Below are 24,139 nucleotides of genomic sequence, written 5' to 3' on the forward strand. Positions count from 1 at the left end.
GGGGGAGCTGCCGCCCTTCCGCGTCCGCTCACCCCCCGAGGGGGAATGTCTCGAACGTGCGGACAAGAATCGTTCGAGTGAGCTCGCCTGTTTCCGGCCTCCGGGCCGCCCTCGCCTGTGTCGCCACCCTGCTTCTCACGGGCACGCTGTCCGGTTGCTCGAACCACTCCTCCGGACCCGCGAAGACCGCCCCCGCCGCCCCCTCCCCGGCGAGCAGCACCGCGTCCGCCCCCGCGCCCGACGCCGCCGCCTACCGCCGCTGGGGCCTCGACGGGCCCCTCGCGCCCCCGCCCGCGCCGCCGTCCACCCGGCTGACCGCGACGGTCGAGCCGGGCGGCCGCCCGCCGATCGTCCGGCGGGTCCGGACCACCGACAAGGTCGTCTTCCTCACCTTCGACGACGGGGCCGAGAAGGACCCGGAGTTCGTGAAGATGGCCGAGGACCTGAAGCTGCCGTTCACGATGTTCCTGACGGACAGCATCGCGCGCTCCGGCACCGGCTACGGCTACTTCGACCAGCTCCGTGCTGCGGGCCCCGCCCCGGGCAACACCGTGCAGAACCACACCCTCACCCACCCCAACCTGCGCACCCTCTCCGCCGAGGCGCAGCGCAAGGAGATCTGCGGGCAGCAGGACATCCTGGAGAAGCGGTTCGGCAGCCGCCCCGTCCTCTTCCGGCCCCCGTACGGCAACTACAACGACCAGACCCTCGCCGCGGCGGGCGGCTGCGGGGTGCGCGCGGTCGTGCTGTGGGAGGCGACGATGCAGATCAACGACATGCGCTACGCGGAAGGGGGCGGGCTGCGCCCCGGCGACATCGTCCTCGCCCACTTCCGCGGCCCGTCCGAGCTCAAGGGCACGACGATGACGCAGATGGTGACGAACATGCTGCGCAGCATCCAGAAACAGGGCTACACGGTGGCGCGCCTGGAGGACTACGTCTAGGAGCGCCCCGAAGGGGCGCGGGGAACTGCGCGACCAGCCACGACAGACCCGCAGTCGACGACCCGCCCCCCGCCAGGGGAATAGGTGCCCCACCCCCCGGGTAGATCATGGCTCGCCGCACGGCGAATTGGCACTCCGCTTGACCGAGTGCTAACCGCGTCATAGTCTCGGCTCCGTTGGCACTCTCCACCCGGGAGTGCCAAACACAGCGACGGGCAGGATCCGGCACCCGCGACGACGGATGCGCCTGGTCGCCACCTCAGACAGTTAACCCCGTGAGATCTCCGAAGGGGGAGGTCGGATCGTGACGACCGCCAGCTCCAAGGTTGCCATCAAGCCGCTCGAGGACCGCATCGTGGTCCAGCCGCTCGACGCCGAGCAGACCACGGCCTCCGGCCTGGTCATCCCGGACACCGCGAAGGAGAAGCCCCAGGAGGGCGCCGTCCTCGCCGTGGGCCCGGGCCGCTTCGAGAACGGCGAGCGCCTGCCGCTCGACGTGAAGGTCGGCGACGTCGTGCTCTACAGCAAGTACGGCGGCACCGAGGTGAAGTACAACGGCGACGAGTACCTCGTCCTCTCGGCTCGCGACGTCCTCGCGATCATCGAGAAGTAATTCACCCGAAGCTTCCGAGACTTCGAAGCTTTTGTGCAGCTGCGCCCCTGGTTCCCGTGCCTGAAGAGCCGGGCGCCCGGGGCGCAGTTCGTTGAGAGATACGGCGAAGGATACGTAACCCATGGCCAAGACCCTGAAGTTCGACGAGGACGCCCGTCGCGCCCTTGAGCGCGGCGTCAACAAGCTCGCCGACACCGTGAAGGTGACCATCGGCCCCAAGGGCCGCAATGTCGTCATCGACAAGAAGTTCGGCGCTCCCACCATCACCAACGACGGTGTGACCATCGCCCGCGAGGTCGAGCTCGACGACGCGTACGAGAACCTGGGCGCCCAGCTCGTCAAGGAGGTGGCGACCAAGACCAACGACATCGCGGGTGACGGCACCACCACCGCCACCGTGCTGGCCCAGGCGCTGGTCCGCGAGGGTCTGCGCAACGTCGCCGCCGGCGCCTCCCCGGCCTCCCTGAAGAAGGGCATCGACGCCGCGGTCAAGGCCGTCTCCGACGAGCTGCTCGCGACCTCCCGCCCGATCGACTCCAAGACCGACATCGCCGCCGTCGCCGCGCTGTCCGCCCAGGACAAGCAGGTCGGCGAGCTCATCGCCGAGGCGATGGACAAGGTCGGCAAGGACGGTGTCATCACCGTCGAGGAGTCCAACACCTTCGGCCTGGAGCTGGACTTCACCGAGGGCATGGCCTTCGACAAGGGTTACCTGTCGCCGTACATGGTCAGCGACCAGGAGCGTATGGAGGCCGTCCTCGACGACCCGTACATCCTGATCCACCAGGGCAAGATCGCCTCGATCCAGGACCTGCTGCCGCTGCTGGAGAAGGTCATCCAGGCCGGTGCCTCCAAGCCGCTGCTGATCATCGCCGAGGACGTCGAGGGCGAGGCCCTGTCGACCCTCGTCGTCAACAAGATCCGTGGCACCTTCAACGCCGTCGCCGTCAAGGCGCCCGGCTTCGGCGACCGCCGCAAGGCGATGCTCGGCGACATGGCCACCCTCACCGGCGGCACCGTCGTCGCCGAGGAGGTCGGCCTCAAGCTCGACCAGGTCGGCCTGGACGTGCTGGGCACCGCCCGCCGCGTGACCGTCACCAAGGACGACACCACCATCGTCGACGGCGGCGGCAACTCCGCCGACGTCGCCGGCCGCGTCGCCCAGATCAAGGCCGAGATCGAGGCCACGGACTCCGACTGGGACCGTGAGAAGCTCCAGGAGCGCCTCGCCAAGCTCGCCGGCGGCGTCTGCGTGATCCGCGTGGGTGCGGCCACCGAGGTCGAGCTCAAGGAGAAGAAGCACCGTCTGGAGGACGCCATCTCCGCGACCCGCGCCGCGGTCGAGGAGGGCATCGTCTCCGGTGGCGGTTCCGCTCTGGTCCACGCCGCCAAGGTGCTGGACGGCGGCCTGGGCAAGGAGGGCGACGAGGCCACCGGTGTCGCCGTCGTCCGCCGCGCCGTCGTCGAGCCGCTGCGCTGGATCGCCGAGAACGCGGGCCTCGAGGGCTACGTCATCACCTCCAAGGTCGCCGAGCTGGACAAGGGCCAGGGCTTCAACGCCGCGACCGGCGAGTACGGCGACCTGGTGAAGGCTGGCGTCATCGACCCGGTCAAGGTCACCCGCTCCGCCCTGGAGAACGCCGCCTCCATCGCCTCCCTGCTGCTCACGACCGAGACCCTGGTCGTCGAGAAGAAGGAAGAGGAGCCCGCCGAGGCCGGTCACGGCCACGGTCACGGCCACGCGCACTGACGCACTCCGCACGTCCGAGGCCCGGCACCCCGCAAGGGGCGCCGGGCCTCCGGCGTTTCACGACTGCGGCCTGTTCCGGCCTCAGCGGGTCGGGCCGTACCTGCGGCCGGAGACGGACGACACCCGGCCGAGCGCACCGCGGGGCACGATCTTCGTCAGACCGGTCAGCGCCTTGTAGCGCGGATCCGGGACGGACAGCGACTTGCCGCGCGCCAGGTCCTTGAGCGCGGCGTCCACCAGCCGGTCGGCGTCGAGCCACATCCAGCCGGGGATGTTGTCCGTACCCATCCCCGCCCGCTCGTGGAACTCCGTCCGGACGAAACCGGGGCACAGCGCCATCAGCCGCACCCCGCTCCCCGCCAAGTCCCGCGCGGCGCCCTGCGTGAACTGCACGACCCACGCCTTGCTCGCGCCGTAGGTGCCCCGCGGCACGAACGCGGCCACCGACGCCACGTTGACCACGCCGCCGCGCTTGCGCTCCCGCATCACGCCCACCGCGGCCGACGTCAGCCGCAGCACCGCCTCGCAGTGCACCTTGAGCATCTTCAGCTCGTCGGCCATCGGCACGTCGAGGAAGGTGCCCTTGTTGCCGAACCCCGCATTGTTGACCAGCAGATCCACCGGATGCTTCCGGTCCGCGAGCCGCTTCTCGACCGCGGCGATGCCCGCGTCCTCCGCCAGGTCGGCGCGCAGCACCTCGGCCTCCACGCCGTGCCGGTCGTGCAGCTCGGTCGCCTGCTCGTGCAGCCGTTTCTCGTCGCGGGCCACCAGGACGAGGTTGTGCCCGTCGGCTGCGAGCCGCCGCGCAAAGGCGGCGCCGATGCCCGCGGTTGCTCCCGTGATCAGTGCAGTCGTCATACGGGAACGTTAGTGCTCGCCGCCCCCTCACGGCTGCCTACCGGCGAGTCCTTTCCTCCCTCCGGGCGCGCCGTTTGACGGCCCGTCCACTCGACGGCCTTCCGCCGGATCCCGTCGGGCAGCGCCTCGCCGGCCGCCAGGACGCGGGGCAGCAGCGCACGTTCGGTGGTGAGCGCACGGAAGGCGAAGGAGACGGACACCTCGTGTTCCGGCCGGTGCGCGACGGTCACCTGGTCGCCCGCACGGATCTCGCCCGGCTCGACGACCCGCAGGTACGCCCCCGGTGCGGCGACCTGTGTGAACCGCCTGACCCAGCCCGCCTCGCCCAGCCAGTCGGCGAACGTGCGGCAGGGGATGCGCGGCGCGGAGACCTCCAGCACCAGATCCCGCCCGATGCGCCAGCGCTCGCCGATGCGGGCGCCGTTGACGTCGACCCCGACGGTGGTGAGGTTCTCGCCGAAGGAACCGGGCGGCAGGGTGCGCCCCAACTCCCGCTCCCAGTCGCCGAGATCCTCGCGGGCGAAGGCGTAGACGGCCTGGTCGTTCCCGCCGTGGTGCTGGAGGTTGACCACCTCGTCACCGGCCAGGCCGCTGCCCGCGGTGCCCTTCGGGCCGGGGGCGGCCACCGCGACCGGGCCCGTCACGGGGCGCTTGTCGATGCCCGTGGCGATGCCGCCGGCGAAGCCCGGGGCGTCCGGGCGGTCCACCGTGGTCCGGGCGCGTCCGACGTTCACGGAGAGCAGATGCATGGGCCTCAGGTTAGGGGGCACCGGTCAAAGCGTCGAGAACTCATGCCCCGCAGCCCCCAAGCCGGGCTTATGCTCGGAGGCATGATCGAGGCACGTCATCTGAGGGTGCTGCGCGCCGTGGCCACCACCGGTTCGTTCTCCGCCGCGGCCCGCGAGCTGGGCTGTACCCAGCCCGCGGTCAGCCAGCAGATGAAGGCCCTTGAGCAGTCCACGGGCACCCCCCTGCTGATCCGCGCGGGCCGCGAGATGCGGCTGACGCAGGCGGGCGAGGCGCTCGTCCGGCACGCGACGGGCATCCTGGCCGGGCTGACCGCCGCAGAAGAGGAGGTCGCGGCGATCGCGGGCCTGCGCGCGGGGCGGGTGCGGCTGGTGTCCTTCCCCAGCGGCAGCTCGGCGCTGGTGCCCTCCGCGCTCGCGGCGATGCGGGCTGCGCACCCCGGTACCCGGGTCTCGCTGGTCGAGGCCGAGCCGGGGCGTTCCGTGGAGATGCTGCGCGAGGGCGACTGCGAGATCGCCCTGGCCTTCCGCTACCCCGAGGTCGAGGTGCGCGGCGACGGCCAGGCGGCCCGCGAGGAGTGGGACGACCTCGTCGTCCGGCCGCTGCTGACCGACCGGCTCGTCGGCGTGCTGCCGGAGGGTCACCGGCTGGCGGAGGCGGAGCGGATCGGGATCGGCGAGCTGGCGGAGGAGCCGTGGATCGCGGGCTGCCCGCGCTGCCGGCGGCACCTGGTCGAGGTCTGCGAGAGCGCGGGCTTCACGCCCCGGATCGACTTCGCGACGGACGACTACCCGGCGGTGTTCGGGCTGGTGGGCGCGGGGCTCGGGGTCGCCGTGATGCCCGAGCTGGCGCTGGAGTCGGTGGTGCCCATGGGCGCGCGCACGGTGCCGGTGGAGCCGCTGGTGCAGCGCGAGATCGTGGCCCTCACGCTGCCGGACCTGGAGCGGGTCCCGGCCGTCGGGGCCATGCTGGACCGGCTGACGGAGGCGACGCGGCGCTGAGGCGCGGCGGCCGGCGGAGCAGGCAGCGGTCCGGTCGGCAGATAGAAGAAACGTTTCTGTACTGCCCGCTTCACGCGCTCATCGAGCCGGTCGCGGTGATGGACCGGTGCCGGGCGCGCCCCATCAGCTCCTCCCGCTCGTCCTCGGTCAGGCCGCCCCACACGCCGTAGGGCTCGCGCACCGCCAGCGCGTGCGCCGCGCACTCGGCGCGCACCGGGCAGCGCATGCACACCTCTTTCGCAGAAGTCTCCCGGGCGCTGCGGGCCGCGCCCCGCTCGCCCTCGGGATGGAAGAAGAGGGAGCTGTCGACTCCGCGGCACGCCGCCAGCAGCTGCCAGTCCCAGAGGTCAGCGTTGGGGCCGGGAAGGCGGGAGAAATCTGCCATGACTATCCCCTCGAAGCGATCGGAACCGATGTGTCGAAGCGATGTGCGTGACATGCACTTTTCAACTGCCATCCGAGCAGATGAAAATATGACTCATTGCGAATCTAGCCACAGATAGCGGTGAATGGGAAGAAAAGCGCCTCCAACCGAGCAAATGGGGCATAAGACGGGGCGGGGGCGGGCTGTCCTGCCGCGCGTTCCCCGTGCGCCCTGCTCCGTGTCCGCGCCTTCACGTAGAGTGCCGAACGTGGCCGACCGAGCCCGTAACTCTTTCGGGTGACCGTCGTTGAGAGTGCGGAGGCGGTTGACGAAATCAAGCGGTCGGGCGGGTGTCCGGGCTTGGTGGAGCTTGTCGGTATCTTCCGGCGTCTCGTCGATCGCACAGGTGACGATCAGTACCAGCCTGGAGGCTCAAGGTGACGCGCATCAGCTGCGGAGGGCGGCCATGACATCCGTCCTCGTCTGCGACGACTCCCCGCTTGCCCGAGAGGCGCTCCGCCGCGCGGTGGCGACCGTGCCCGGCGTCGAGCGCGTGACGACGGCGGCCAACGGCGAGGAAGTCCTCCGCCGCTGGGGCGCCGATCGTTCGGATCTGATTCTGATGGACGTACGCATGCCCGGTCTCGGCGGCGTGGAGACCGTGCGCCGGCTCCTCTCCGCCGACCCCGGAGCCCGCATCATCATGCTCACCGTCGCGGAGGACCTCGACGGGGTGGCCCTCGCGGTCGCCGCCGGAGCGCGCGGCTACCTGCACAAGGACGCCTCGCGCGCCGAGTTGCGGGCCACCGTGACGCAGGCGCTCGCCGACCCCACCTGGCGGCTCGCCCCGCGCAGGCTGCGCTCGGCGGAGATGGGCGCCGCGCCCACGCTCACCGCGCGCGAGATCCAGGTGCTGGAGGGCATGAGCCACGGCCGCTCCAACGCCGAGATCGGCCGCGAGCTGTTCCTCTCCGAGGACACCGTGAAGACGCATGCGCGCCGTCTGTTCAAGAAGCTGGGCGCCTCGGACCGGGCGCACGCGGTGGCGCTCGGCTTCCGGTGGGGCCTGGTCCGCTAGGCGCGTGTGGCGCGCAGCGCCGTGCGGTCGCGTTGCGCGTCACCGGGCAGGCGGTGCGCACCGCGACCTCACCGCGTCGGCGCCGGACGCCGAAACTCCGACGGATGCCGCATCCTTGGAGTTGTGACTCCTCCCCGTCCCCGGCACAGGCCGGCGCTCATCTCCCGGCCGGGAGAGACCTCATGACGGACAGGGCCGGTCCCGTGCACCGCGGCATGGGCACAAGCTATCGGGGGAGTCGTGGGCGTGGGGCGGGTATACCCGGAAGGGGGCGACGCGAGACGTGAGTGCGACGACACCGACGCGTAACGGTTCGATGCACAACAATGAGGGCGGTGCCACGGATCGCCCGGCGTCAAGGCACCATGGACCGATGCGCGACGACGAGATCCCGGGGCCCCCTGTGGCCACAGGTCCGGGGGAGATCGGCGCCCTCGTCGCCCGTGCCGTCGAGGGAGACCGGCGGGCCACTCACGATCTGCTCGCCCTGGTGCACCCGCTCGCGCTGCGCTACTGCCGTACGCGGCTGTCGCGCCTGCCGGGCGACGCCCGGCACTTCGTGGACGACCTGGCGCAGGAGGTCTGCCTGGCGGTGCTCTGCGCGCTCCCGCGCTACCGCGACACCGGGCGCCCCTTCGAGGCTTTCGTCGTCGCCATCGCCGCCCACAAGGTCGCCGACCTCCAGCGGGCCGCCATGCGGCACCCCGGCAGTACGGCCGTGCCCTCCGACGAGATGCCCGAGCAGCCCGACGACTCGCTCGGGCCGGAGGAGCGGGCACTGCTCAGCAGCGATGCGGAGTGGGCCAAGAAGCTGCTCGCCAACCTTCCGGAGAACCAGCGCGAGCTGGTGCTGCTGAGGGTCGCGGTGGGGCTGACGGCCGAGGAGACCGGGCAGATGCTGGGCATGTCGCCCGGCGCGGTCCGGGTTGCCCAGCACCGGGCGCTCAGCCGGCTGCGGGCTCTCGCGGAACAGTAGGTCGAACGGCAAAAAGGCGCCTGCGGCACGGAGGTTGGAGGAATCTCCAAGTGATGCGGGACTCAGCCGTAGTGGAATGGGACACGCGTGGCGCCCGTTAGCATGGGAGTCCTCGCTGATGCAAGACCATTGGAGAAGGTGTCATGACTGACAACGTCGACGGTATGCCCGCGAAGTTCGCGATGCTCGGTCTGACATACGACGACGTCCTGCTGATGCCGGGCGCCTCCGAGGTGCTGCCCAACACCGTCGACACCTCCTCCCGGGTCTCGCGCAACGTGCGGGTGAACATCCCGCTGCTGTCCGCCGCGATGGACAAGGTCACCGAGGCGCGCATGGCCATCGCCATGGCCCGCCAGGGCGGCGCGGGCGTGCTGCACCGCAACCTCTCCATCGAGGACCAGGCCAACCAGGTCGACCTCGTCAAGCGCTCCGAGTCCGGCATGGTCTCCGACCCGATCACCGTCCGCCCCGACGCCACCCTGGCCGAGGCGGACGCGCTTTGTGCGAAGTTCCGGATCAGCGGCGTGCCCGTCACCGACGGGGCGAACAAGCTGCTCGGCATCGTCACCAACCGCGACATGGCCTTCGAGCTGGACCGCAGCCGCCAGGTCCGCGAGGTCATGACCCCGATGCCGCTGGTGACGGGCAAGGTCGGGATCTCCGGCGAGGCCGCGATCGAGCTGCTCCGCCGCCACAAGATCGAGAAGCTGCCGCTGGTGGACGACGCCGGCGTGCTCAAGGGCCTCATCACGGTCAAGGACTTCGTCAAGGCCGAGCAGTACCCGAACGCCGCGAAGGACGCCGACGGCCGGCTGATCGTCGGTGCCGCGGTCGGTGTCGGCGCCGAGGCCTTCGAGCGCGCCCAGGCGCTGGTCGAGGCCGGTGCGGACTTCCTGGTCGTGGACAGCGCCCACGGCCACAGCCGCGGCATCCTCGACATGATCGCCAAGGTCAAGTCCAACATCAACGTCGACGTCGTCGGCGGCAACGTCGCCACCCGCGAGGGCGCCCAGGCGCTGATCGACGCGGGCGTGGACGGCGTGAAGGTCGGCGTCGGCCCGGGCTCGATCTGCACCACCCGCGTCGTCGCCGGCATCGGCGTCCCGCAGGTCACCGCGATCTACGAGGCCGCCCAGGCCTGCCACGCGGCGGGCGTGCCGCTGATCGGCGACGGCGGTCTGCAGTACTCCGGCGACATCGCCAAGGCGATCGCCGCGGGCGCCGACACAGTGATGCTGGGCTCGCTGCTCGCCGGCTGCGAGGAGTCGCCGGGCGAGATGGTCTTCATCAACGGCAAGCAGTTCAAGTCCTACCGGGGCATGGGCTCGCTCGGCGCGATGCAGTCGCGCGGCCAGGCGAAGTCCTTCTCCAAGGACCGTTACTTCCAGGACAACGTCCTCTCCGAGGACAAGCTCGTCCCCGAGGGCATCGAGGGCCAGGTCCCCTACCGCGGCCCGCTGTCCTCGGTCGCCCACCAGCTCATCGGCGGCCTGCGCGCCTCCATGGGCTACGTCGGCTCCGCGGACATCCAGGAGCTGAAGGACAAGGGCCGCTTCGTCCGCATCACGTCGGCGGGTCTCAAGGAGAGCCACCCGCACGACATCCAGATGACGGTCGAGGCGCCGAACTACTCGCGCCGGTAACCGCGGCCTCCGGCCGGGGGTCCGGGGGTTGCCCCCGGATGAAGCGGCCGGATGACGGTCGAGGCGCCGGACTACTCCCGTCGGTAGTAGTCGGAGCTTCGTATGAGGTCGTACGGGGCCCGCGGCCGTCAGGCCGCGGGCCCCGCCGCGTCAGGGATACTGGATGCGGCAGACGTGCAGAAGGAAAGGCCACACACGTGACTGAGATCGAGATCGGGCGCGGCAAGCGCGGCCGCCGGGCGTACGCCTTCGACGACATCGCCGTCGTCCCGAGTCGCCGTACCCGCGACCCGAAGGAGGTCTCGATCGCCTGGCAGATCGACGCCTACCGCTTCGAGCTGCCGTTCCTGGCCGCCCCGATGGACTCGGTCGTCTCGCCCGAGACCGCCATCCGCATCGGTGAGCTGGGCGGCCTGGGCGTGCTCAACCTCGAGGGCCTGTGGACCCGCTACGAGGACCCGGAGCCGCTGCTCGCGGAGATCGCCGAGCTGGACGAGCGCACCGCGACCAAGCGCCTGCAGGAGATCTACGCCGCTCCGATCAAGGAGGAGCTGATCGGGCAGCGCATCAAGGAGGTCCGCGACTCCGGTGTCGTGACCGCCGCCGCGCTCTCCCCGCAGCGCACCGCGCAGTTCTCGAAGGCCGTCGTCGACGCCGGCGTGGACATCTTCGTCATCCGCGGCACGACCGTCTCCGCCGAGCACGTCTCCGGTGCCGCCGAGCCGCTGAACCTGAAGCAGTTCATCTACGAGCTCGACGTGCCGGTCATCGTCGGCGGCTGCGCCACGTACACCGCCGCGCTGCACCTGATGCGCACCGGCGCCGCGGGCGTCCTGGTGGGCTTCGGCGGCGGCGCCGCGCACACCACGCGCAACGTGCTGGGCATCCAGGTCCCGATGGCGACCGCCGTCGCCGACGTGGCCGCCGCCCGCCGCGACTACATGGACGAGTCCGGCGGCCGCTACGTGCACGTGATCGCCGACGGCGGCGTGGGCTGGTCCGGCGACCTGCCCAAGGCCATCGCCTGCGGTGCGGACGCCGTGATGATGGGCTCCCCGCTCGCCCGCGCCACCGACGCGCCGGGCCGCGGCCACCACTGGGGCATGGAGGCCGTCCACGAGGACGTGCCGCGCGGCAAGCGCATGAACCTGGGCGTGGTCGGCTCGACCGAGGAGATCCTCCTCGGCCCCTCGCACACCCCCGACGGCTCCATGAACTTCTTCGGCGCCCTGCGCCGGGCCATGGCCACCACGGGCTACAGCGAGCTCAAGGAGTTCCAGCGCGTCGAGGTGACGGTCGCGCCGTCGCAGCACGACAACCGCTGACACACCGACAGGTGAAGTGCCCGGGCCGCTGTGGCGGTCCGGGCCTTTTCCGTTGCCCGCCAGGCCCGTTAGCTCCGTATAAAGGTTCGAGCATAGGGAATACTGGCGACTTATGGCGCAAAGCAAGTCGTTCAGCGGCAGGGACATGGGCATCGACCTCGGCACCGCGAACACGCTGGTGTATGTGCGGGGCAAGGGGGTGGTGCTCAACGAACCCTCGGTCGTCGCCGTCAACGCCGATGACGGCGGCGTGCTGTCGGTCGGCTCCGAGGCCAAGGAGACCATCGGCCGCACCCCTTCGAACATCGTCGCCGTGCGCCCGCTGCGCGACGGCGTCATCGCCGACTTCGAGATCGCCGAGCGGATGCTGCGGCACTTCATGAAGAAGGTGCTGGCGGGCCGCCGCTTCACCCGGCCCCGCGTCGTGGTGTGCGTGCCGTCGGGCATCACGGGCGTGGAGCGCCGCGCGGTCATCGAGGCCGCGTCGCAGGCCGGGGCGCGGGCGGTGCACCTGGTGGAGGAGCCGATGGCCGCCGCGATCGGCGCGGGCCTGCCGGTCAGCGAGCCGACCGGCTGCATGGTCGTCGACATCGGCGGCGGCACCACCGAGGTCGCGGTGATCTCGCTGGGCGGCATCGTCACGGCGCGCTCGGTGCGCACCGCGGGCGACGCCATGGACGCGGCGATCATGTCCTACGTCAAGAAGGAGTACTCCCTCGCGATCGGTGAGCGCACCGCCGAGGAGATCAAGATGACCATCGGCTCCGCCGCCCCGACCGGCTACTGGTCGGCGGCCGGACTGAGCGCGCTGGCCAAGCAGTTGGAGAAGAACGCCGAGGTCGAGGGCACGGATGGCGACCCGGAGGAGACCCAGGGCCTCAAGGCGCCGGAGCGCATCACCATCCGCGGCCGCGACCAGGTCAGCGGCCTGCCGAAGACGCTGACGCTGACGGCGGACGAGATCCGGCACGCGCTCTCCGAGCCGGTCGACGCCATCGTGATGGCGGTGCGCCAGAGCCTGGACGAGACCCCGCCGGAGCTGTCGGGCGACATCATGGACCGCGGCATCGTGCTGACGGGCGGCGGTGCGCTGCTGCGCGGACTGGACGTCCGCCTCAGCAAGGAGCTGGACATCCCGGTCCTGGTCGCGGACGACCCACTGGACTGCGTGGCCGTCGGCACGGGCCGCTGCGTGGAGGACTTCGCGGCCCTGCGGACGGTGCTGGACGCACAGCCGCGACTGCTGGCGGGGCGGAGGCTGTAGTTGTGCGGGGTTGCGGGGCTCCTCCCCGCAACCCGCTACAAGCGGTGCGCCGCCCCCGCCGGGCTGGCGCCCCGCGTGTCCAGCAGCAACTGGGCCTTGACCGCGAGCCCTTGAAGGTCGTACGTCCGGTGCGGCTGCAGCAGCACCGTCAAGTCGGCGTCCGCCGCGGCCTCGTAGAGGCAGTCGGCCCGTGGCACGGGCTGCCCCAGCACGCGCCACTGCCCCACGTAGGGGTCGTGGTAGCTGAGCTGGGCCCCCATCTCCATCAGCCGGGAGGCGATCTCCCGCGCCGGCGAGCCCTCCAGGTCGGCCACGTCCGCCTTGTAGCCGACGCCGAGCAGCAGCACCCGCGCGCCGCGCGCCGACTTGCCGTGCTCGTTGAGCAGGGTGGCGCAGCGCTGGATGACGTAGCGCGGCATCCGCCCGTTGACCTCCTGCGCCAGCTCCACCATGCGCAGCGGATGCCCGGGGCTGCTGCGCCGGTACGAGAGGTAGGCGGGGTCGATGGGCACCCCGTGGCCCCCCACCCCGGGGCCGGGCCGGAAGGCCTGGAAGCCGAACGGCTTGGTCTCCGCGCAGCGCACGACGTCCCACAGGTCGACGCCGATGTCGTGGCAGAACACCGCCATCTCGTTGACCAGCGCGATGTTGACGTGCCGGTAGTTGGTCTCCAGCACCTTGACCGTCTCGGCCTCGCGCACCCCCCGGGCCCGTACGACCTTCTCGCAGAACCGTCCGTAGAACGCGGCGGCGGCCTCCGTGCAGGCGGCGGTGAGGCCGCCGATGACCTTGGGGGTGTTGGCGAAGCCGTGGCGCCGGTTGGCGGGGTCGAAGCGGCTGGGGGAGTAGGCGAGATGGAAGTCCCGGCCGGCGCGCAGCCCGGAGCCCGCTTCGAGGAGGGGGCGCACGAAGTCCTCGGTCGTGCCGGGATGCACGGCGGACTCCAGCAGCACGGTGGTGTGCGGGCGCAGCCGCACGGCCAGGGTGCGGGCGGCGTCGCGAACGGCGCCGAGATCCAGCGCGTGGTCCTCGCCGAGCCGGGTGGGGGCGCAGATCACTGCGGTACGGACCTTGCCGAGCTCGGCGTCCTCGGTGGTGGGGCGGAAGCCCGCGGAGAGCATGCGGCGGATCCCGGCGGCGGTCAGCGAGCCGTCGCCGCCCTCGGCGGGCAGCCGGCCGGCGCGCAGTTCGGCGACGGTGTGCGGATCGGGGTCGTAGCCGACGGTGGGGAGGCGCGCGGCGGTGGCCGCCTGGGCGAGAGGGAGGCCGAGGGGACCGAGTCCGATGACGGCGAGATCTGCGGGCATGGCGGGGCGGTCCTCCCCGGGGGCGGGTCGAGGCTCGAACGGGCTGAATCAGGTTAAGCGGATATATGACAGTTATCCGGGATTGCGGGGGCTTGCCGCGCCGTGCCACGGCTCCGCTGCGCCCCCGGGACGGCCGGAACGGCGGATCTGGGGCAGCATCGAAGGGAGACGGCGGACGGGCCGGGCCCGCCGACGGGCTGCACCGGCGCCGGCGGCGCCGTCACCGGCGGACAGCGTGAGCGGTCGAGCGGGAGGCAGTGGTGAGGACAGCGGTACTCGGGCCGGCCGAGCGCGGACAGGCGCTCGCCCGGATGGCGGAACGCGAACTGGACATCCTCGTGGTCGGCGCCGGAGTGGTCGGCGCGGGCACCGCGCTCGACGCGGCGACCCGGGGGCTGGTGACGGGCCTGGTGGAGGCGCGGGACTGGGCCGCGGGCACCTCCAGCCGCTCCAGCAAGCTCATCCACGGCGGGCTGCGCTACCTGGAGATGCTCGACTTCGCGCTCGTGCGCGAGGCCCTCAAGGAGCGCGGCCTGCTGCTGCAGCGGCTCGCTCCGCACCTGGTGAAGCCCGTGCCGTTCCTCTACCCGCTCCAGCACCGGGGCTGGGAGCGCTTCTACGCGGGCGCGGGCGTGGCTCTGTACGACGCCATGTCCGTCTCCTCCGGGCACGGCCGCGGGCTGCCCACGCACCGTCACCTCACCCGCAGGCGGGCGCTGCGGGTCGCCCCCGCGCTGCGCAAGGACGCGCTGATCGGCGCGCTGCAGTACTACGACGCCCAGATGGACGACGCGCGCTACGTGATGACCCTCGTGCGCACCGCCTCGGCCTACGGCGCCGACGTCGCCAACCGGGCGCGCGTGGTGGGCTTCCTGCGCGAGGGGGAGCGGGTGGTCGGCGCGCGGGTGCGCGACCTGGAGCAGGGCGGCGAGTTCGAGATCCGGGCCCGGCAGATCGTCAATGCCACCGGGGTGTGGACGGACGACACCCAGCAGATGATCGCCGAACGCGGCCAGTTCCACGTCCGGGCCTCCAAGGGCATCCACCTGGTGGTGCCCAAGGACCGCATCCACTCCACGACCGGGCTGATCCTGCGCACCGAGAAGAGCGTGCTGTTCGTCATCCCCTGGGGCCGGCACTGGATCATCGGCACCACCGACACCGACTGGGACCTGGACAAGGCCCACCCGGCGGCCTCCAGCGCGGACATCGACTATCTGCTGGAACACGTCAACTCGGTGCTCGCCGTGCCGCTCACGCGCGACGACGTCCAGGGCGTCTACGCCGGGCTGCGCCCGCTGCTGGCCGGCGAGTCGGACGCGACCAGCAAGCTCTCCCGCGAGCACACCGTGGCGCACCCGGTGCCCGGACTGGTCGTCGTGGCGGGCGGCAAGTACACGACGTACCGGGTGATGGCCAAGGACGCGGTGGACGAGGCGGTGCACGGGCTGGCCCAGCGGGTGGCCGACTGCGTCACCGAGGACGTGCCTCTGGTGGGCGCCGAGGGCTACCGGGCGATGTGGAACGGCCGCGCGCAGATCGCCCGGCGCACGGGCCTGCACGTGGCGCGCGTCGAGCACCTGCTCAACCGGTACGGCTCGCTGGTGGACGAGGTGCTGGGCCTGGTCATCGGCGATCCGGCCCTGGGCGAGCCGCTGCCGGCCGCGGAGGACTATCTCAAGGCGGAGGTCGTCTACGCGGCCTCGCACGAAGGCGCGCGGCACTTGGACGACGTGCTCACGCGGCGCACCAGGATCTCGATCGAGACGTTCGACCGCGGGACGCGCAGCGCGCGGGAGGCCGCGGCCCTGATGGCGTCCGTCCTGGGGTGGGACGAGGCGCAGATCGAGAAGGAGGTCGAGCACTACGAGAAGCGCGTCCAGGCGGAACGGGAGTCGCAGCGCCAGCCGGACGACCTGACGGCGGACGCGGCGCGGCTGGGGGCGCCGGACATCCAGCCGGTGTGAGGCGCCTATCCCTGGCTGTGCGGGCAGAACTCGGCTGCCAGCAGCCGCTCTTCGGCGGCGGCCCCGGGCCGTACATCACTGTTGACCCGATAACTGACCACATGTCGGCCGTCGTCCGTCCCGGCGGCCAGTACGTACGACCCGTTGATCTCCCCGTTGTGCCCCCACACCGTCTCCCGGCACGGCAGCCGCACCGGGAACAGCCCCATCCCGTACCGCCCCTGCGAGGCGCGGGTGTCCTCCATCGCGCGCAGCTCCGGCGCGGGCAGCAGCCTCCCGCCCAGCAGGGCGGCGAAGAAGCGGTCGAGGTCGGGAAGGGTCGTGACCATCTCTCCGGCGGCGCCCGCCGACGTGGGGTTGAGGTCAGTGACGTCGGTGAGCCCTGCGCTGTACGCGCGCCCGTGCGGCGCAGGGAGTGTGGTGCGGGGGCCGGGGAAGCTGGTGCCCGTGAGGTGCAGGGGGAGGATGACGCGACGTCGGGCCTCGCCGGCGTAGGAGTCGCCGGTGACCTGACGGATGACCATGCCGAGGAGCAGATAGTCCGTGTTGGAGTAGCGATAGACGGCGCCCGGCGGGGCGTAGGGCCGGTGGGCCAGCGCGGTGCGCAGCAGGGCCTCGGGGGTGTGGGAGTCGTAGCGGTGCGCGGCGAACCCGGCGCCGAAGAACTCGCTGAAGAACGCGTGGTCGTCGGTGTAGGAGAACAGCCCGCTGGTGTGGGTGAGCAGTTGGCGGACCGTGATGTGTGCGGTGCCCGTGGTGCGTCTGATGGCAGCGGAGTCGTCCGGGGGCAGATGGTCCACGACCGGATCGTCCGGATCCAGCCGGTGCTCTGCGACGAGCTGGAGAGCGACCGTGGCGATGACCGTTTTGGTGATGCTCCCGGCGCGGAAGTGGTCCGTGGGACGGATGGGGCGTCCCGTCCGGACGTCCGCGACCCCGGCCGTGCTGAACCGGGCCGCCCCGTGAGCATCTTGTGACAGCTCGGCGGCACCGGGAACCGTACGTTCCGAAATCAGGTCATGTAGGGGTGAGCGGGCGGTGAAGCTGCACCCGGCCGCCCCTTGCGCCGCAACGGCGCAGCACAGCGCGGCCATGGCCGCCGTGAGGCGTGCGAGGGCGGTGTGCGTCGGCATGCCCCCATCATCCACGGCCTCTTGGACCCTGGCCTTCCGCAGGTCCTGGGATGAGAGACAATGGACGCTCTGCCAGGGTCGGTTGGTCGCAGAGCTGATTGCCAGAGGGGACGCATGTCGGAGGCGGAGCAGACGCAGGGCACGACAGGGCGCCTCCTCGCCGGTCGGTACCGGCTGGGGGACGTCCTCGGCCGCGGCGGCATGGGTACGGTCCACCGCGCGACGGACGAGACGCTGGGGCGCACGGTCGCGGTCAAGGAGCTGCGCTTCCCGGCCAATATCGACGAGGACGAGAAGCGCCGCCTCATCACGCGCACGCTGCGCGAGGCCAAGGCGATCGCCCGCATCCGCAGCGCGGGCGCGGTCACGGTCTACGACGTGGTGCACGAGGACGACCGCCCGTGGATCGTCATGGAGCTCATCGAGGGCCGCTCGCTCGCCGAGGTCATCCGCGAGGACGGGCCGCTGAAGTGGAGACGGGCCGCCGAGGTCGGCCTGGCGGTTCTCGACGTGCTGCGCGCCGCGCACCGCGAGGGCATCCTGCACCGTGACGTGAAGCCGTCCAACGTGCTCATCGCGGACGACGGGCGTGTCGTCCTCACCGACTTCGGCATCGCACAGGTCGAGGGCGACCCGTCGGTCACCTCCACCGGCATGCTCGTCGGCGCCCCCTCCTACATCTCCCCCGAGCGGGCGCGCGGCCAGAAGCCCGGGCCGCCGGCCGACCTGTGGTCGCTGGGCGGCCTGCTGTACGCGGCCACCGAAGGCGCCCCTCCGTACGACAAGGGGTCGGCCATAGCGACCCTAACGGCCGTGATGACGGAGCCCCTGGGCCCGCCGAAGAACGCCGGCCCGCTGGCGGAGGTCATGTACGGGCTGCTCGCCAAGGACCCGCAGAAGCGGCTGGACGAGGCCGGTGCGCGGGCGCTGCTGACCGACGCGGTCAGCGCCCCGGACCAGCGCCTGCCCAAGCGGCCGGAGCCGCAGCCGGATCTGGAGGCCACGCAGGCGATCGCGGTGCCCGCCATCCCTGCGCTGCCGGCCGCGTCGATGGAGCGGACGAAGCAGACGAAGCAGACGGAGATGCCGCAGAAGGGCCGGACCCCGGCCGCGGCGAAGCCGTCCCCGGCGGCCTCGCGGCCGTCGTCGCCCTCGGGCCCGCCGAAGCCGAAGACGGCGTCCGTGGGACCGTCCCGTCAGCTCTCTTCGGGTTCTTCGGGTTCCTCGGATTCCACGACCGACCGGATACAGAGCTCGTTCCGCCCGCTGCGGGATGCGGTGCCGTCGGCGTCGGCATCGGCTTCCGAGCCGGAGAGGACGGCGCTGCAGGGTCTGGGCAGCGTCTCCACCGGCATCCGGGTCCGCGGCAGCGCGCGGTCCGGCTCCTTCGGCCGGGCCTCCGTCACGGACGTCGTGCCGCGCAAGGTGCTGCTCGTCGCCGCGGTTGTCGTGGCGCTGGCCGTTCTCGGCACGGTGCTGGCCCTTGCGCTCAGCAGCGGGAGCAAGGACCAGGACGGCAAGGGCGGTTCGCCGGTCAAGCACAAGAGCGCGTCCACGATCGTGAACGGAACGTCCGGCAAGACATCCTGAGCACGCACCGCGTACGTACTGAGCACCTCCTGAGGACGTACTGAGCCGTACGCGCCCGAAGGGGCGGGTTCGGCACGTATCGTGAGTCCTCGTGGACTGTACGCAGCCGCATTGGGCATCACCATCAGCAGCAAGCGACAGCTGAACGACCGGCTTTGACGGTAGGCGGTCATGCGGTCGACGGGTGGAACGCACGACTGGGGAGGCGCCGTGGACGAGTACGCGGGCCGGGTGCTCGCCGACCGCTACCGCCTGCCGCTGCCGCCTTCCGAAGCGTTCGAACTCGTCGAGACCAGAGCCTTCGACACCTACAGCGGGCAGGAGGTCCTGGTCCGCCAGATCCCGCTGCCGGAGGTCGTCGACGCCGAAGTCGTCGGCGGCGAGGCGCCGTACGGGGCAGGCGGCGCGGCCGGGCGGACCGGGCAGGGGCCGGGCGACCCTGCCGTGCGCCGGGCGCTGGCGGCCGCGACGGCGGCGGCGCAATTCCCCGACCACCCGCGGCTCGACCAGGTCTTCCACGTCTTCGCCGAGGCGGGCAGCCTCTGGATCGTCAGCGAACTCGTCGCCGCCAGGCCGCTCGCGGCGGTGCTGGCCGAGCGCGCCCTCTCCCCGCACCGCGCGGCCGAGGTGGCCGCCGATGTGCTCACGGCCTTGCGCGCCCTGCACGCCCACGGCTGGACCCACCGCAACATCACCGTGCGCACGGTCCTCATCTGCGACGACGGGCGGGCCATCCTCACCGGCCTGGCGGCGGGCGCGGCCGAGGAGGCGCTGTGCGGCTACGATCCGGTGCCGCAGGCCGTCGAGCCGCCGCGCGCACCCACGGGTGCACCGGGCAGCGGCACCCCGGCGGCGGCCGCCAAGAAGGGCGCGCGGTCCGGGGCCGTCGCCGCGTACACGGCGGGCACCCGTGCCGCCGCCGCCCGCACCCCGGCCGGGGAGGGCCGCACCGGCACCGCGACCGGCGCCTCCACCTGGGGCGGCGGCAGCGCCGCCAGCGGGACGGCACCCGCGCCCGGATCGCAGCCGCCGTGGAGCGCCGACTCCCTGGTGCACGGAACCTCCTCGGTCCCTCCGGCCCGTACGGCACCCGAGGCCGCCGCGGATCCGGCCGCCCGTGCCCCGCAGGGGCCACAGGCCCGCACCGAACCCACTGCGGCGCGGCCGGCCGAGGGCTGGGCACAGGGCGCCGGGCCGGGCAGCGCCCTCGCGGCCGAACGGGCGCGGCAGGCACGCATGATGGTGGTCGGCGCGGTCACCGAGCGCTGGGCCCCGGAGCAGGCCTGGCCCGTGCAGGAGAACTGGCAGCTGGCCCCGCCCGTCGGACCGGCCGCCGACCTGTGGGCGCTGGGCGCGCTCCTCTTCCGCGCCGTCCAGGGACACGCGCCCTACCCGGAGGAGAACACGGCGGAGCTGCTGCAGGCCGTCTGCACCGAGCCGCCCTCCTACGCCGAGGAGTGCGGTGCGCTGCGGCCCGTCGTCGAGTCGCTGATGCGCAAGGACCCGGCCGAACGACCGGAGTTCGAGGAACTCCGCGGCTGGCTGCGCTCGCTGATCCGCTCGGCGCCGGAGCCGGACATCGGCAGCCGTACGGTCACCGTGCCGTCCATCGGAGCGCTGACCTCCGGCGAGCACGCTCTCACCCTGGGCAGGGGGGCCGTCCGGCTGCCGGTCGTCCGCCGCCGTGGCGAGCTCGTCCGCCGCAGGGGCGCCCGCACGGCGGCTGCGGAGGCGGCGGCACACGGACGGCACAAGAAGCACCTGCAGGAACAGCGGGTGCCCGCCGCCACCCGGTCCCCGCACCGCCTGGGGCGCCTGCTGGTCGGCGCGGTCCTGCTCGCCCTGCTCGGCGCGGTGCTGTACGCGCTGCTGTTCATGCCGCGCGCCGACCGGACCACGGGCAGCACCGCCACGGACCGCACCGGCGCCGCCGGATCCGTCGGCACGGTTCCCCAAGGCGCGGGAACCTCAGGCCGGTTGGGCCAGGCCTCGGCCTCGGGCGCCCGGGAGGACGGGACGACCGGGCCCGGCGACCTCGCCCAGGGCTTCTCCCTGCGCGAGGATCCCAAGGGATTCTCCGTCGCCGTCGCCAAGGACTGGCAGCGCCTCGGCGACAACGACCGCGGCCAGGTCGTCTACGCCGGCGGCGCCTACGAGCTGATCGTGGTGCCCGGGCGGGACAAGGCGGCCGACGCCGGCACCGACCCGATGGCCTACCAGGCGGACAAGGAACCCGAACTCGCCCCCTACCGCTCCTCCTCCTGGTCCGGCGCCTCGGGGCTGCGCCGCACCGACGTCGGCGGGACGACGACGGCGGAGGGCACCTTCACCTGGAACGACAGCAGCGGCCGCCCGTTGTACGTCCGCAACGCGGCGATGCTCCTCAAGGGCCGCTACCACCTCCTCCAGGTGATCGGCCCCGCGGACCGGCAGCGCTCGGTGGACACCTTCTTCGACCAGGCCAGCGCCACGTACCGGACGGACGGCTGAGGCGTCCGGACCACTGCTCCGGGTCACTGGCTCCGGATCACTGCTCCGGGTCACTGCTCCTGGTTCGCGTAGCGCTCGCGCAGCCGGTGTTTGAGCACCTTGCGGAGCGTGTCGTTGCGGGGCAGCTCCGGGACGAGCTCCAGCTGTTCGGGGACCTTGTGGAGCGCGAGCCCCGCCCCGCGGAGATGGCCTGCGACGTCCGCAAGGCTCAACCGGGCCGCTCCCGGCGGTTGTTGGACGACGGCGCAGACGCGCTCCCCGCGCGCGGTGTCCGGCAGGCCGATGACGGCGGCGTCCTCGACGCCCGGGTGCGTGAGGAGGAGCTGTTCGACCTCCTGTGCGGAGATGTTCTCGCCCTTGCGGATGATGATGTCCTTGAGGCGGCCGGTGAGGACGAGATGGCCGTGGGCGGTGAGATGCCCGAGGTCTCCGGTCCGCAGGAATCCGTCCGTGTCGAACGCCTCGGCGGTCTGGGCCGGGTCGAGATACCCCGTGCAGACGGCCTCGCCGCGCAGCCGGATCTCCCCGTCCGCCCCCGGCGGCAGCGGCCGGCCGCCCTGGTCCGTCACCCGGACCTCCATGCCCGCGGGCGGCCGCCCCTCGGTGGTGGCCAGCTGCTCCTCCGTGTCCTCGCCCGGAACTCCCATGGTGATCATGGGTACTTCGGTCATGCCGTAGCCGTGGGCCAGCGGGCATCCCATCTCGCGGGCGACCTCGGCGTGGAGCGCGGGTGGTCTGGGGGCGCCGCCGCCCGCCATCAGACGCAACGTGGGGATGACGGGCCGGGCCGGGGCCTTGCGCTGTTCGGCGAGGAACAACGTGTAGAAGGCGGTGGAGCCCCCGGCGACGGTGACGCCGTGGCGCCGGTAGGAGGGGAGCGCGCCGGGCAGGGAGAAGTGCTCCAGGAGGAGGGCCGGGCAGCCGCGCAGGAGCAGCATCACCGTGTAGTCGGGCCCGGCGACGTGCGCGTAGGGGAAGGCCATGGAGCCGACGTCGTGCGGGGCGAGACGGAGTGCGTCGGCGAGGCAGGCGCCGGCGGCGATGAGGGAACGGTCGCTGTGCAGCACGCCCTTGGGGTCCGAGGTCGTGCCGGAGGTCCAGTGGATCCAGCGGACGGACGTGCCGTCGGCGGGCGGGGGCGGCAGGGTCGCGGGATCGGCCTCGGGGAGGCGCTCGTACGCGGTGAACACCAGGGGCGGGACGGGCAGCGTGAGGGCCAGGCGGCGGGCCATGGCGGTGTGGTCGTGGCCGCGCCAGGTGCCGGGCACGGCGAAGAACTCCGCACCGGACGCGCGCAGTGCATGCCCGGTCTCGCGGTCGCGGCAGGCGGGGACGAGCGGCGTCTGGACGGCGCCCAGGCGGGCCAGGGCGAAGGACAGGACGACCGTTTCGATGCGGGTGGGCAGCTGCCAGGCGACGCAGCTGCCCGGCCGCACGCCGAGCCTGTGCAGCCAGGCGGCGACACGCTCGCTGCGGGTGCGCAGGCCGCCGAACGTCAGGCGGCGGGCGGCCCCAGGTGCATCCGACGGGCCCGGGGACTCGTCCTGGAGGAGCGCCGGGGCGTCCGGAGTGAGGGCCGCGCGGCGGTCGAGCAGTTCCCACAGGGTGCGGGACGCGGCGAGGTCCGGGGCGGTGCCGGGCGACTGCATGGCGGCCCTCCGTTTCTATTGCCTGACGCTTCGTCAGATAAATGGCGAGCGTAGGAGGACGTGCCTTGTGGGTCCAGGGGGCGGGGGCTAGCCTGACTGGCCGCGTGAGCTGACGCACCGTCAGGTCGCCGCGGGGCCCCGGCCGGCCCCGGTCCCCTTGTCCGGCGAGGGAGAAGACGCCATGGATCTTCCGCGCATCGTCAGCGTCGACGACCATGTGATCGAGCCCGCCCACCTTTTCGACGCCTGGCTGCCCGCCAAGTACCGCGAACGCGGCCCCCGCCCGCTGACCGCCGGGATCGGCGAACTGCAGTACGTGGGCGGGAAGTACCGCATCACCATGGACCCCGCCGGCCCGCCCGCCGACTGGTGGATCTACGAGGACCTGCAGTTCCCGTACAAGCGCAACATCGCGGCCGTCGGCTTCGACCGCGACGACATGACCCTGGAGGGCATCACCCGCCGGGAGATGCGCCCCGGCTGCTGGGACCCGGCGGAACGGCTGAAGGACATGGACCTCAACCATGTCGAGGCGTCCCTGTGCTTCCCCACCTTCCCCCGCTTCTGCGGCCAGACCTTCGCCGAGGCGCACGACAAGGAGGTCGCCCTCGCCTGCGTGCGCGCCTACAACGACTGGATGGCCGAGGAGTGGTGTGGCGACAGCGGCGGCCGGCTGATCCCGCTGTGCCTGATCCCGCTCTGGGACGTGGACCTGGCCGTCGCCGAGATCCGGCGCAACGCCGCCCGCGGCGTACGGGCCGTGACCTTCAGCGAGATTCCGCCGTACCTGGGCCTGCCGTCGATCCATTCCGGCTACTGGGACCCTTTCTTCGCCGAGTGCCAGGAGACCGCCACGGTCGTCTGCATGCACATCGGCTCCTCCTCGCAGATGCCCGCCGCATCACCTGACGCGCCCCCGGCCGTCCAGGCCTCGCTGTCCTTCAACAACGCCATGGCCTCCATGACGGACTACCTCTTCAGCGGTGTGCTCGTCCGCTTCCCACAGCTCAAACTGGCCTACGCCGAAGGGCAGATGGGCTGGATCCCCTACGCCCTGGAGCGCGCCGACGACGTCTGGCGCGAGCACCGCGCCTGGGGCGGCGTGCGCGACCTGATCCCCGAGCCCCCCTCCACCTACTACTACCGGCAGATCCACTGCTGCTTCTTCCGCGACAAACACGGCATCGCCTCGCTCGACGTCGTCGGCCGCGACAACGCCACCTTCGAGACCGACTACCCCCACGTGGACTCGACCTTCCCCCACACCAAGGAGGTCGCCCTCGACCATGTGAGGGGCCTGGACGACGAGACCGTCCGCAAACTCATGCGCGGCAACGCCATCCGGATGCTGGGCTTGGACCTCGACCCCGCCGGCACCTCCGGCCTGTCCGGCCCGTCCGGCCTGTCTGCCCTGCCCGGCCCGCACGGCAGGTGAGC

Annotated in this window: 18 protein-coding genes and 1 pseudogene; 13 read left to right on the forward strand and 6 right to left on the reverse strand. The window is 72.1% G+C overall.

Translation table 11 applies throughout. The features are described from left to right. Positions 1–77 precede the first annotated feature (77 nt). The 3 genes from ACWD4B_RS06955 (at position 78) to groL (ending at position 3,307) form a co-directional block, all read left to right on the forward strand. On the forward strand, positions 78–944 hold the full coding sequence (locus tag ACWD4B_RS06955) for a polysaccharide deacetylase family protein (protein WP_451419798.1): 867 nt from the start codon (positions 78–80) through the stop codon (positions 942–944). Between the two features lie 304 nt (positions 945–1,248). Further along, entirely contained in the window at positions 1,249–1,557 is a 309-nt protein-coding gene (gene groES, locus ACWD4B_RS06960) for a co-chaperone GroES (RefSeq protein ID WP_004955293.1), read from the forward strand. Between the two features lie 121 nt (positions 1,558–1,678). After that, positions 1,679–3,307: a chaperonin GroEL gene (gene groL / locus ACWD4B_RS06965; RefSeq protein ID WP_451419799.1), complete on the forward strand. Its 1,629-nt coding sequence runs from the start codon at positions 1,679–1,681 to the stop codon at positions 3,305–3,307. A gap of 81 nt (positions 3,308–3,388) precedes the next feature. Here groL and ACWD4B_RS06970 read toward each other — a convergent pair whose 3' ends face one another. Further along, on the reverse strand, positions 3,389–4,165 hold the full coding sequence (locus tag ACWD4B_RS06970) for an SDR family NAD(P)-dependent oxidoreductase (RefSeq protein ID WP_451419800.1): 777 nt from the start codon (positions 4,163–4,165) through the stop codon (positions 3,389–3,391). Next, entirely contained in the window at positions 4,162–4,914 is a 753-nt protein-coding gene (locus ACWD4B_RS06975; protein WP_451419801.1) for an MOSC domain-containing protein, read from the reverse strand. Before ACWD4B_RS06975 ends, ACWD4B_RS06970 begins: the two co-directional genes overlap by 4 nt. An 81-nt stretch (positions 4,915–4,995) precedes the next feature. Here ACWD4B_RS06975 and ACWD4B_RS06980 point away from each other — a divergent pair, with 81 nt between their 5' ends. Beyond that, a complete protein-coding gene (locus ACWD4B_RS06980) occupies positions 4,996–5,913 on the forward strand; it encodes a LysR family transcriptional regulator (protein WP_451419802.1) in 918 nt (305 codons plus the stop codon). 70 nt (positions 5,914–5,983) lie between these two features. Here ACWD4B_RS06980 and ACWD4B_RS06985 read toward each other — a convergent pair whose 3' ends face one another. Further along, on the reverse strand, positions 5,984–6,298 hold the full coding sequence (locus ACWD4B_RS06985) for a WhiB family transcriptional regulator (protein ID WP_336412998.1): 315 nt from the start codon (positions 6,296–6,298) through the stop codon (positions 5,984–5,986). A gap of 445 nt (positions 6,299–6,743) precedes the next feature. Between ACWD4B_RS06985 and ACWD4B_RS06990 the strand changes: the two genes are divergently transcribed. From ACWD4B_RS06990 to ACWD4B_RS07010, 5 genes are all read left to right on the forward strand, one after another. Beyond that, positions 6,744–7,355 (forward strand): response regulator transcription factor, encoded by a 612-nt coding sequence (locus tag ACWD4B_RS06990; RefSeq protein ID WP_003948568.1) that lies wholly within the window; start codon positions 6,744–6,746, stop codon positions 7,353–7,355. Positions 7,356–7,728: 373 nt separating this feature from the next. Continuing rightward, the gene (locus ACWD4B_RS06995) at positions 7,729–8,331 is read left to right on the forward strand and encodes a sigma-70 family RNA polymerase sigma factor (protein WP_171086792.1); all 603 of its coding nucleotides are present in this window, start codon (positions 7,729–7,731) and stop codon (positions 8,329–8,331) included. A 143-nt stretch (positions 8,332–8,474) separates the two neighbouring features. Further along, positions 8,475–9,977, forward strand: coding sequence for an IMP dehydrogenase (gene guaB, locus ACWD4B_RS07000; protein WP_451419803.1), 1,503 nt, complete (start codon positions 8,475–8,477; stop codon positions 9,975–9,977). 197 nt (positions 9,978–10,174) lie between these two features. Further along, complete coding sequence (locus ACWD4B_RS07005; RefSeq protein WP_336412996.1) at positions 10,175–11,302, forward strand: GuaB3 family IMP dehydrogenase-related protein; 1,128 nt, start codon at positions 10,175–10,177, stop codon at positions 11,300–11,302. Between the two features lie 112 nt (positions 11,303–11,414). Then, positions 11,415–12,566 (forward strand): rod shape-determining protein, encoded by a 1,152-nt coding sequence (locus ACWD4B_RS07010; protein ID WP_451419804.1) that lies wholly within the window; start codon positions 11,415–11,417, stop codon positions 12,564–12,566. 35 nt (positions 12,567–12,601) lie between these two features. Here ACWD4B_RS07010 and ACWD4B_RS07015 read toward each other — a convergent pair whose 3' ends face one another. Then, on the reverse strand, positions 12,602–13,873 hold the full coding sequence (locus ACWD4B_RS07015) for a nucleotide sugar dehydrogenase (protein ID WP_451419805.1): 1,272 nt from the start codon (positions 13,871–13,873) through the stop codon (positions 12,602–12,604). A 260-nt stretch (positions 13,874–14,133) separates the two neighbouring features. Between ACWD4B_RS07015 and ACWD4B_RS07020 the strand changes: the two genes are divergently transcribed. Continuing rightward, positions 14,134–15,840: a glycerol-3-phosphate dehydrogenase/oxidase gene (locus ACWD4B_RS07020; protein ID WP_451419806.1), complete on the forward strand. Its 1,707-nt coding sequence runs from the start codon at positions 14,134–14,136 to the stop codon at positions 15,838–15,840. 5 nt (positions 15,841–15,845) lie between these two features. Here the strand turns inward: ACWD4B_RS07020 and ACWD4B_RS07025 are convergent, their stop codons facing one another. Beyond that, entirely contained in the window at positions 15,846–16,973 is a 1,128-nt protein-coding gene (locus ACWD4B_RS07025) for a serine hydrolase domain-containing protein (protein WP_451419807.1), read from the reverse strand. A gap of 114 nt (positions 16,974–17,087) precedes the next feature. Here ACWD4B_RS07025 and ACWD4B_RS07030 point away from each other — a divergent pair. Next, positions 17,088–18,530 (forward strand): annotated as a pseudogene (locus ACWD4B_RS07030) (serine/threonine-protein kinase); the annotation flags it as partial. Between the two features lie 243 nt (positions 18,531–18,773). Further along, positions 18,774–21,053, forward strand: coding sequence for a protein kinase (locus ACWD4B_RS07035; protein WP_451419808.1), 2,280 nt, complete (start codon positions 18,774–18,776; stop codon positions 21,051–21,053). A 50-nt stretch (positions 21,054–21,103) separates the two neighbouring features. Here the strand turns inward: ACWD4B_RS07035 and ACWD4B_RS07040 are convergent, their stop codons facing one another. Then, positions 21,104–22,702, reverse strand: coding sequence for a class I adenylate-forming enzyme family protein (locus ACWD4B_RS07040; protein ID WP_451419809.1), 1,599 nt, complete (start codon positions 22,700–22,702; stop codon positions 21,104–21,106). A gap of 181 nt (positions 22,703–22,883) precedes the next feature. Here ACWD4B_RS07040 and ACWD4B_RS07045 point away from each other — a divergent pair, with 181 nt between their 5' ends. Beyond that, on the forward strand, positions 22,884–24,137 hold the full coding sequence (locus tag ACWD4B_RS07045) for an amidohydrolase family protein (protein WP_451419810.1): 1,254 nt from the start codon (positions 22,884–22,886) through the stop codon (positions 24,135–24,137). Positions 24,138–24,139: the final 2 nt, after the last annotated feature.

It is taken from the genome of Streptomyces sp. NPDC002536, from assembly GCF_053594995.1.

Coding starts and splice junctions, on each gene's coding strand:
- ACWD4B_RS07010 (WP_451419804.1), top strand. CDS start 11,415: ATGGCGCAAAGCAAGTCGTTCAGCGGCAGGGACATGGGCATCGACCTC.
- guaB (WP_451419803.1), top strand. CDS start 8,475: ATGACTGACAACGTCGACGGTATGCCCGCGAAGTTCGCGATGCTCGGT.
- ACWD4B_RS06995 (WP_171086792.1), top strand. CDS start 7,729: ATGCGCGACGACGAGATCCCGGGGCCCCCTGTGGCCACAGGTCCGGGG.
- ACWD4B_RS07045 (WP_451419810.1), top strand. CDS start 22,884: ATGGATCTTCCGCGCATCGTCAGCGTCGACGACCATGTGATCGAGCCC.
- ACWD4B_RS06985 (WP_336412998.1), bottom strand. CDS start 6,298: ATGGCAGATTTCTCCCGCCTTCCCGGCCCCAACGCTGACCTCTGGGAC.
- ACWD4B_RS06970 (WP_451419800.1), bottom strand. CDS start 4,165: ATGACGACTGCACTGATCACGGGAGCAACCGCGGGCATCGGCGCCGCC.
- groL (WP_451419799.1), top strand. CDS start 1,679: ATGGCCAAGACCCTGAAGTTCGACGAGGACGCCCGTCGCGCCCTTGAG.
- ACWD4B_RS06975 (WP_451419801.1), bottom strand. CDS start 4,914: ATGCATCTGCTCTCCGTGAACGTCGGACGCGCCCGGACCACGGTGGAC.
- ACWD4B_RS07015 (WP_451419805.1), bottom strand. CDS start 13,873: ATGCCCGCAGATCTCGCCGTCATCGGACTCGGTCCCCTCGGCCTCCCT.
- ACWD4B_RS07040 (WP_451419809.1), bottom strand. CDS start 22,702: ATGCAGTCGCCCGGCACCGCCCCGGACCTCGCCGCGTCCCGCACCCTG.
- ACWD4B_RS07025 (WP_451419807.1), bottom strand. CDS start 16,973: ATGCCGACGCACACCGCCCTCGCACGCCTCACGGCGGCCATGGCCGCG.
- ACWD4B_RS06990 (WP_003948568.1), top strand. CDS start 6,744: ATGACATCCGTCCTCGTCTGCGACGACTCCCCGCTTGCCCGAGAGGCG.
- ACWD4B_RS06980 (WP_451419802.1), top strand. CDS start 4,996: ATGATCGAGGCACGTCATCTGAGGGTGCTGCGCGCCGTGGCCACCACC.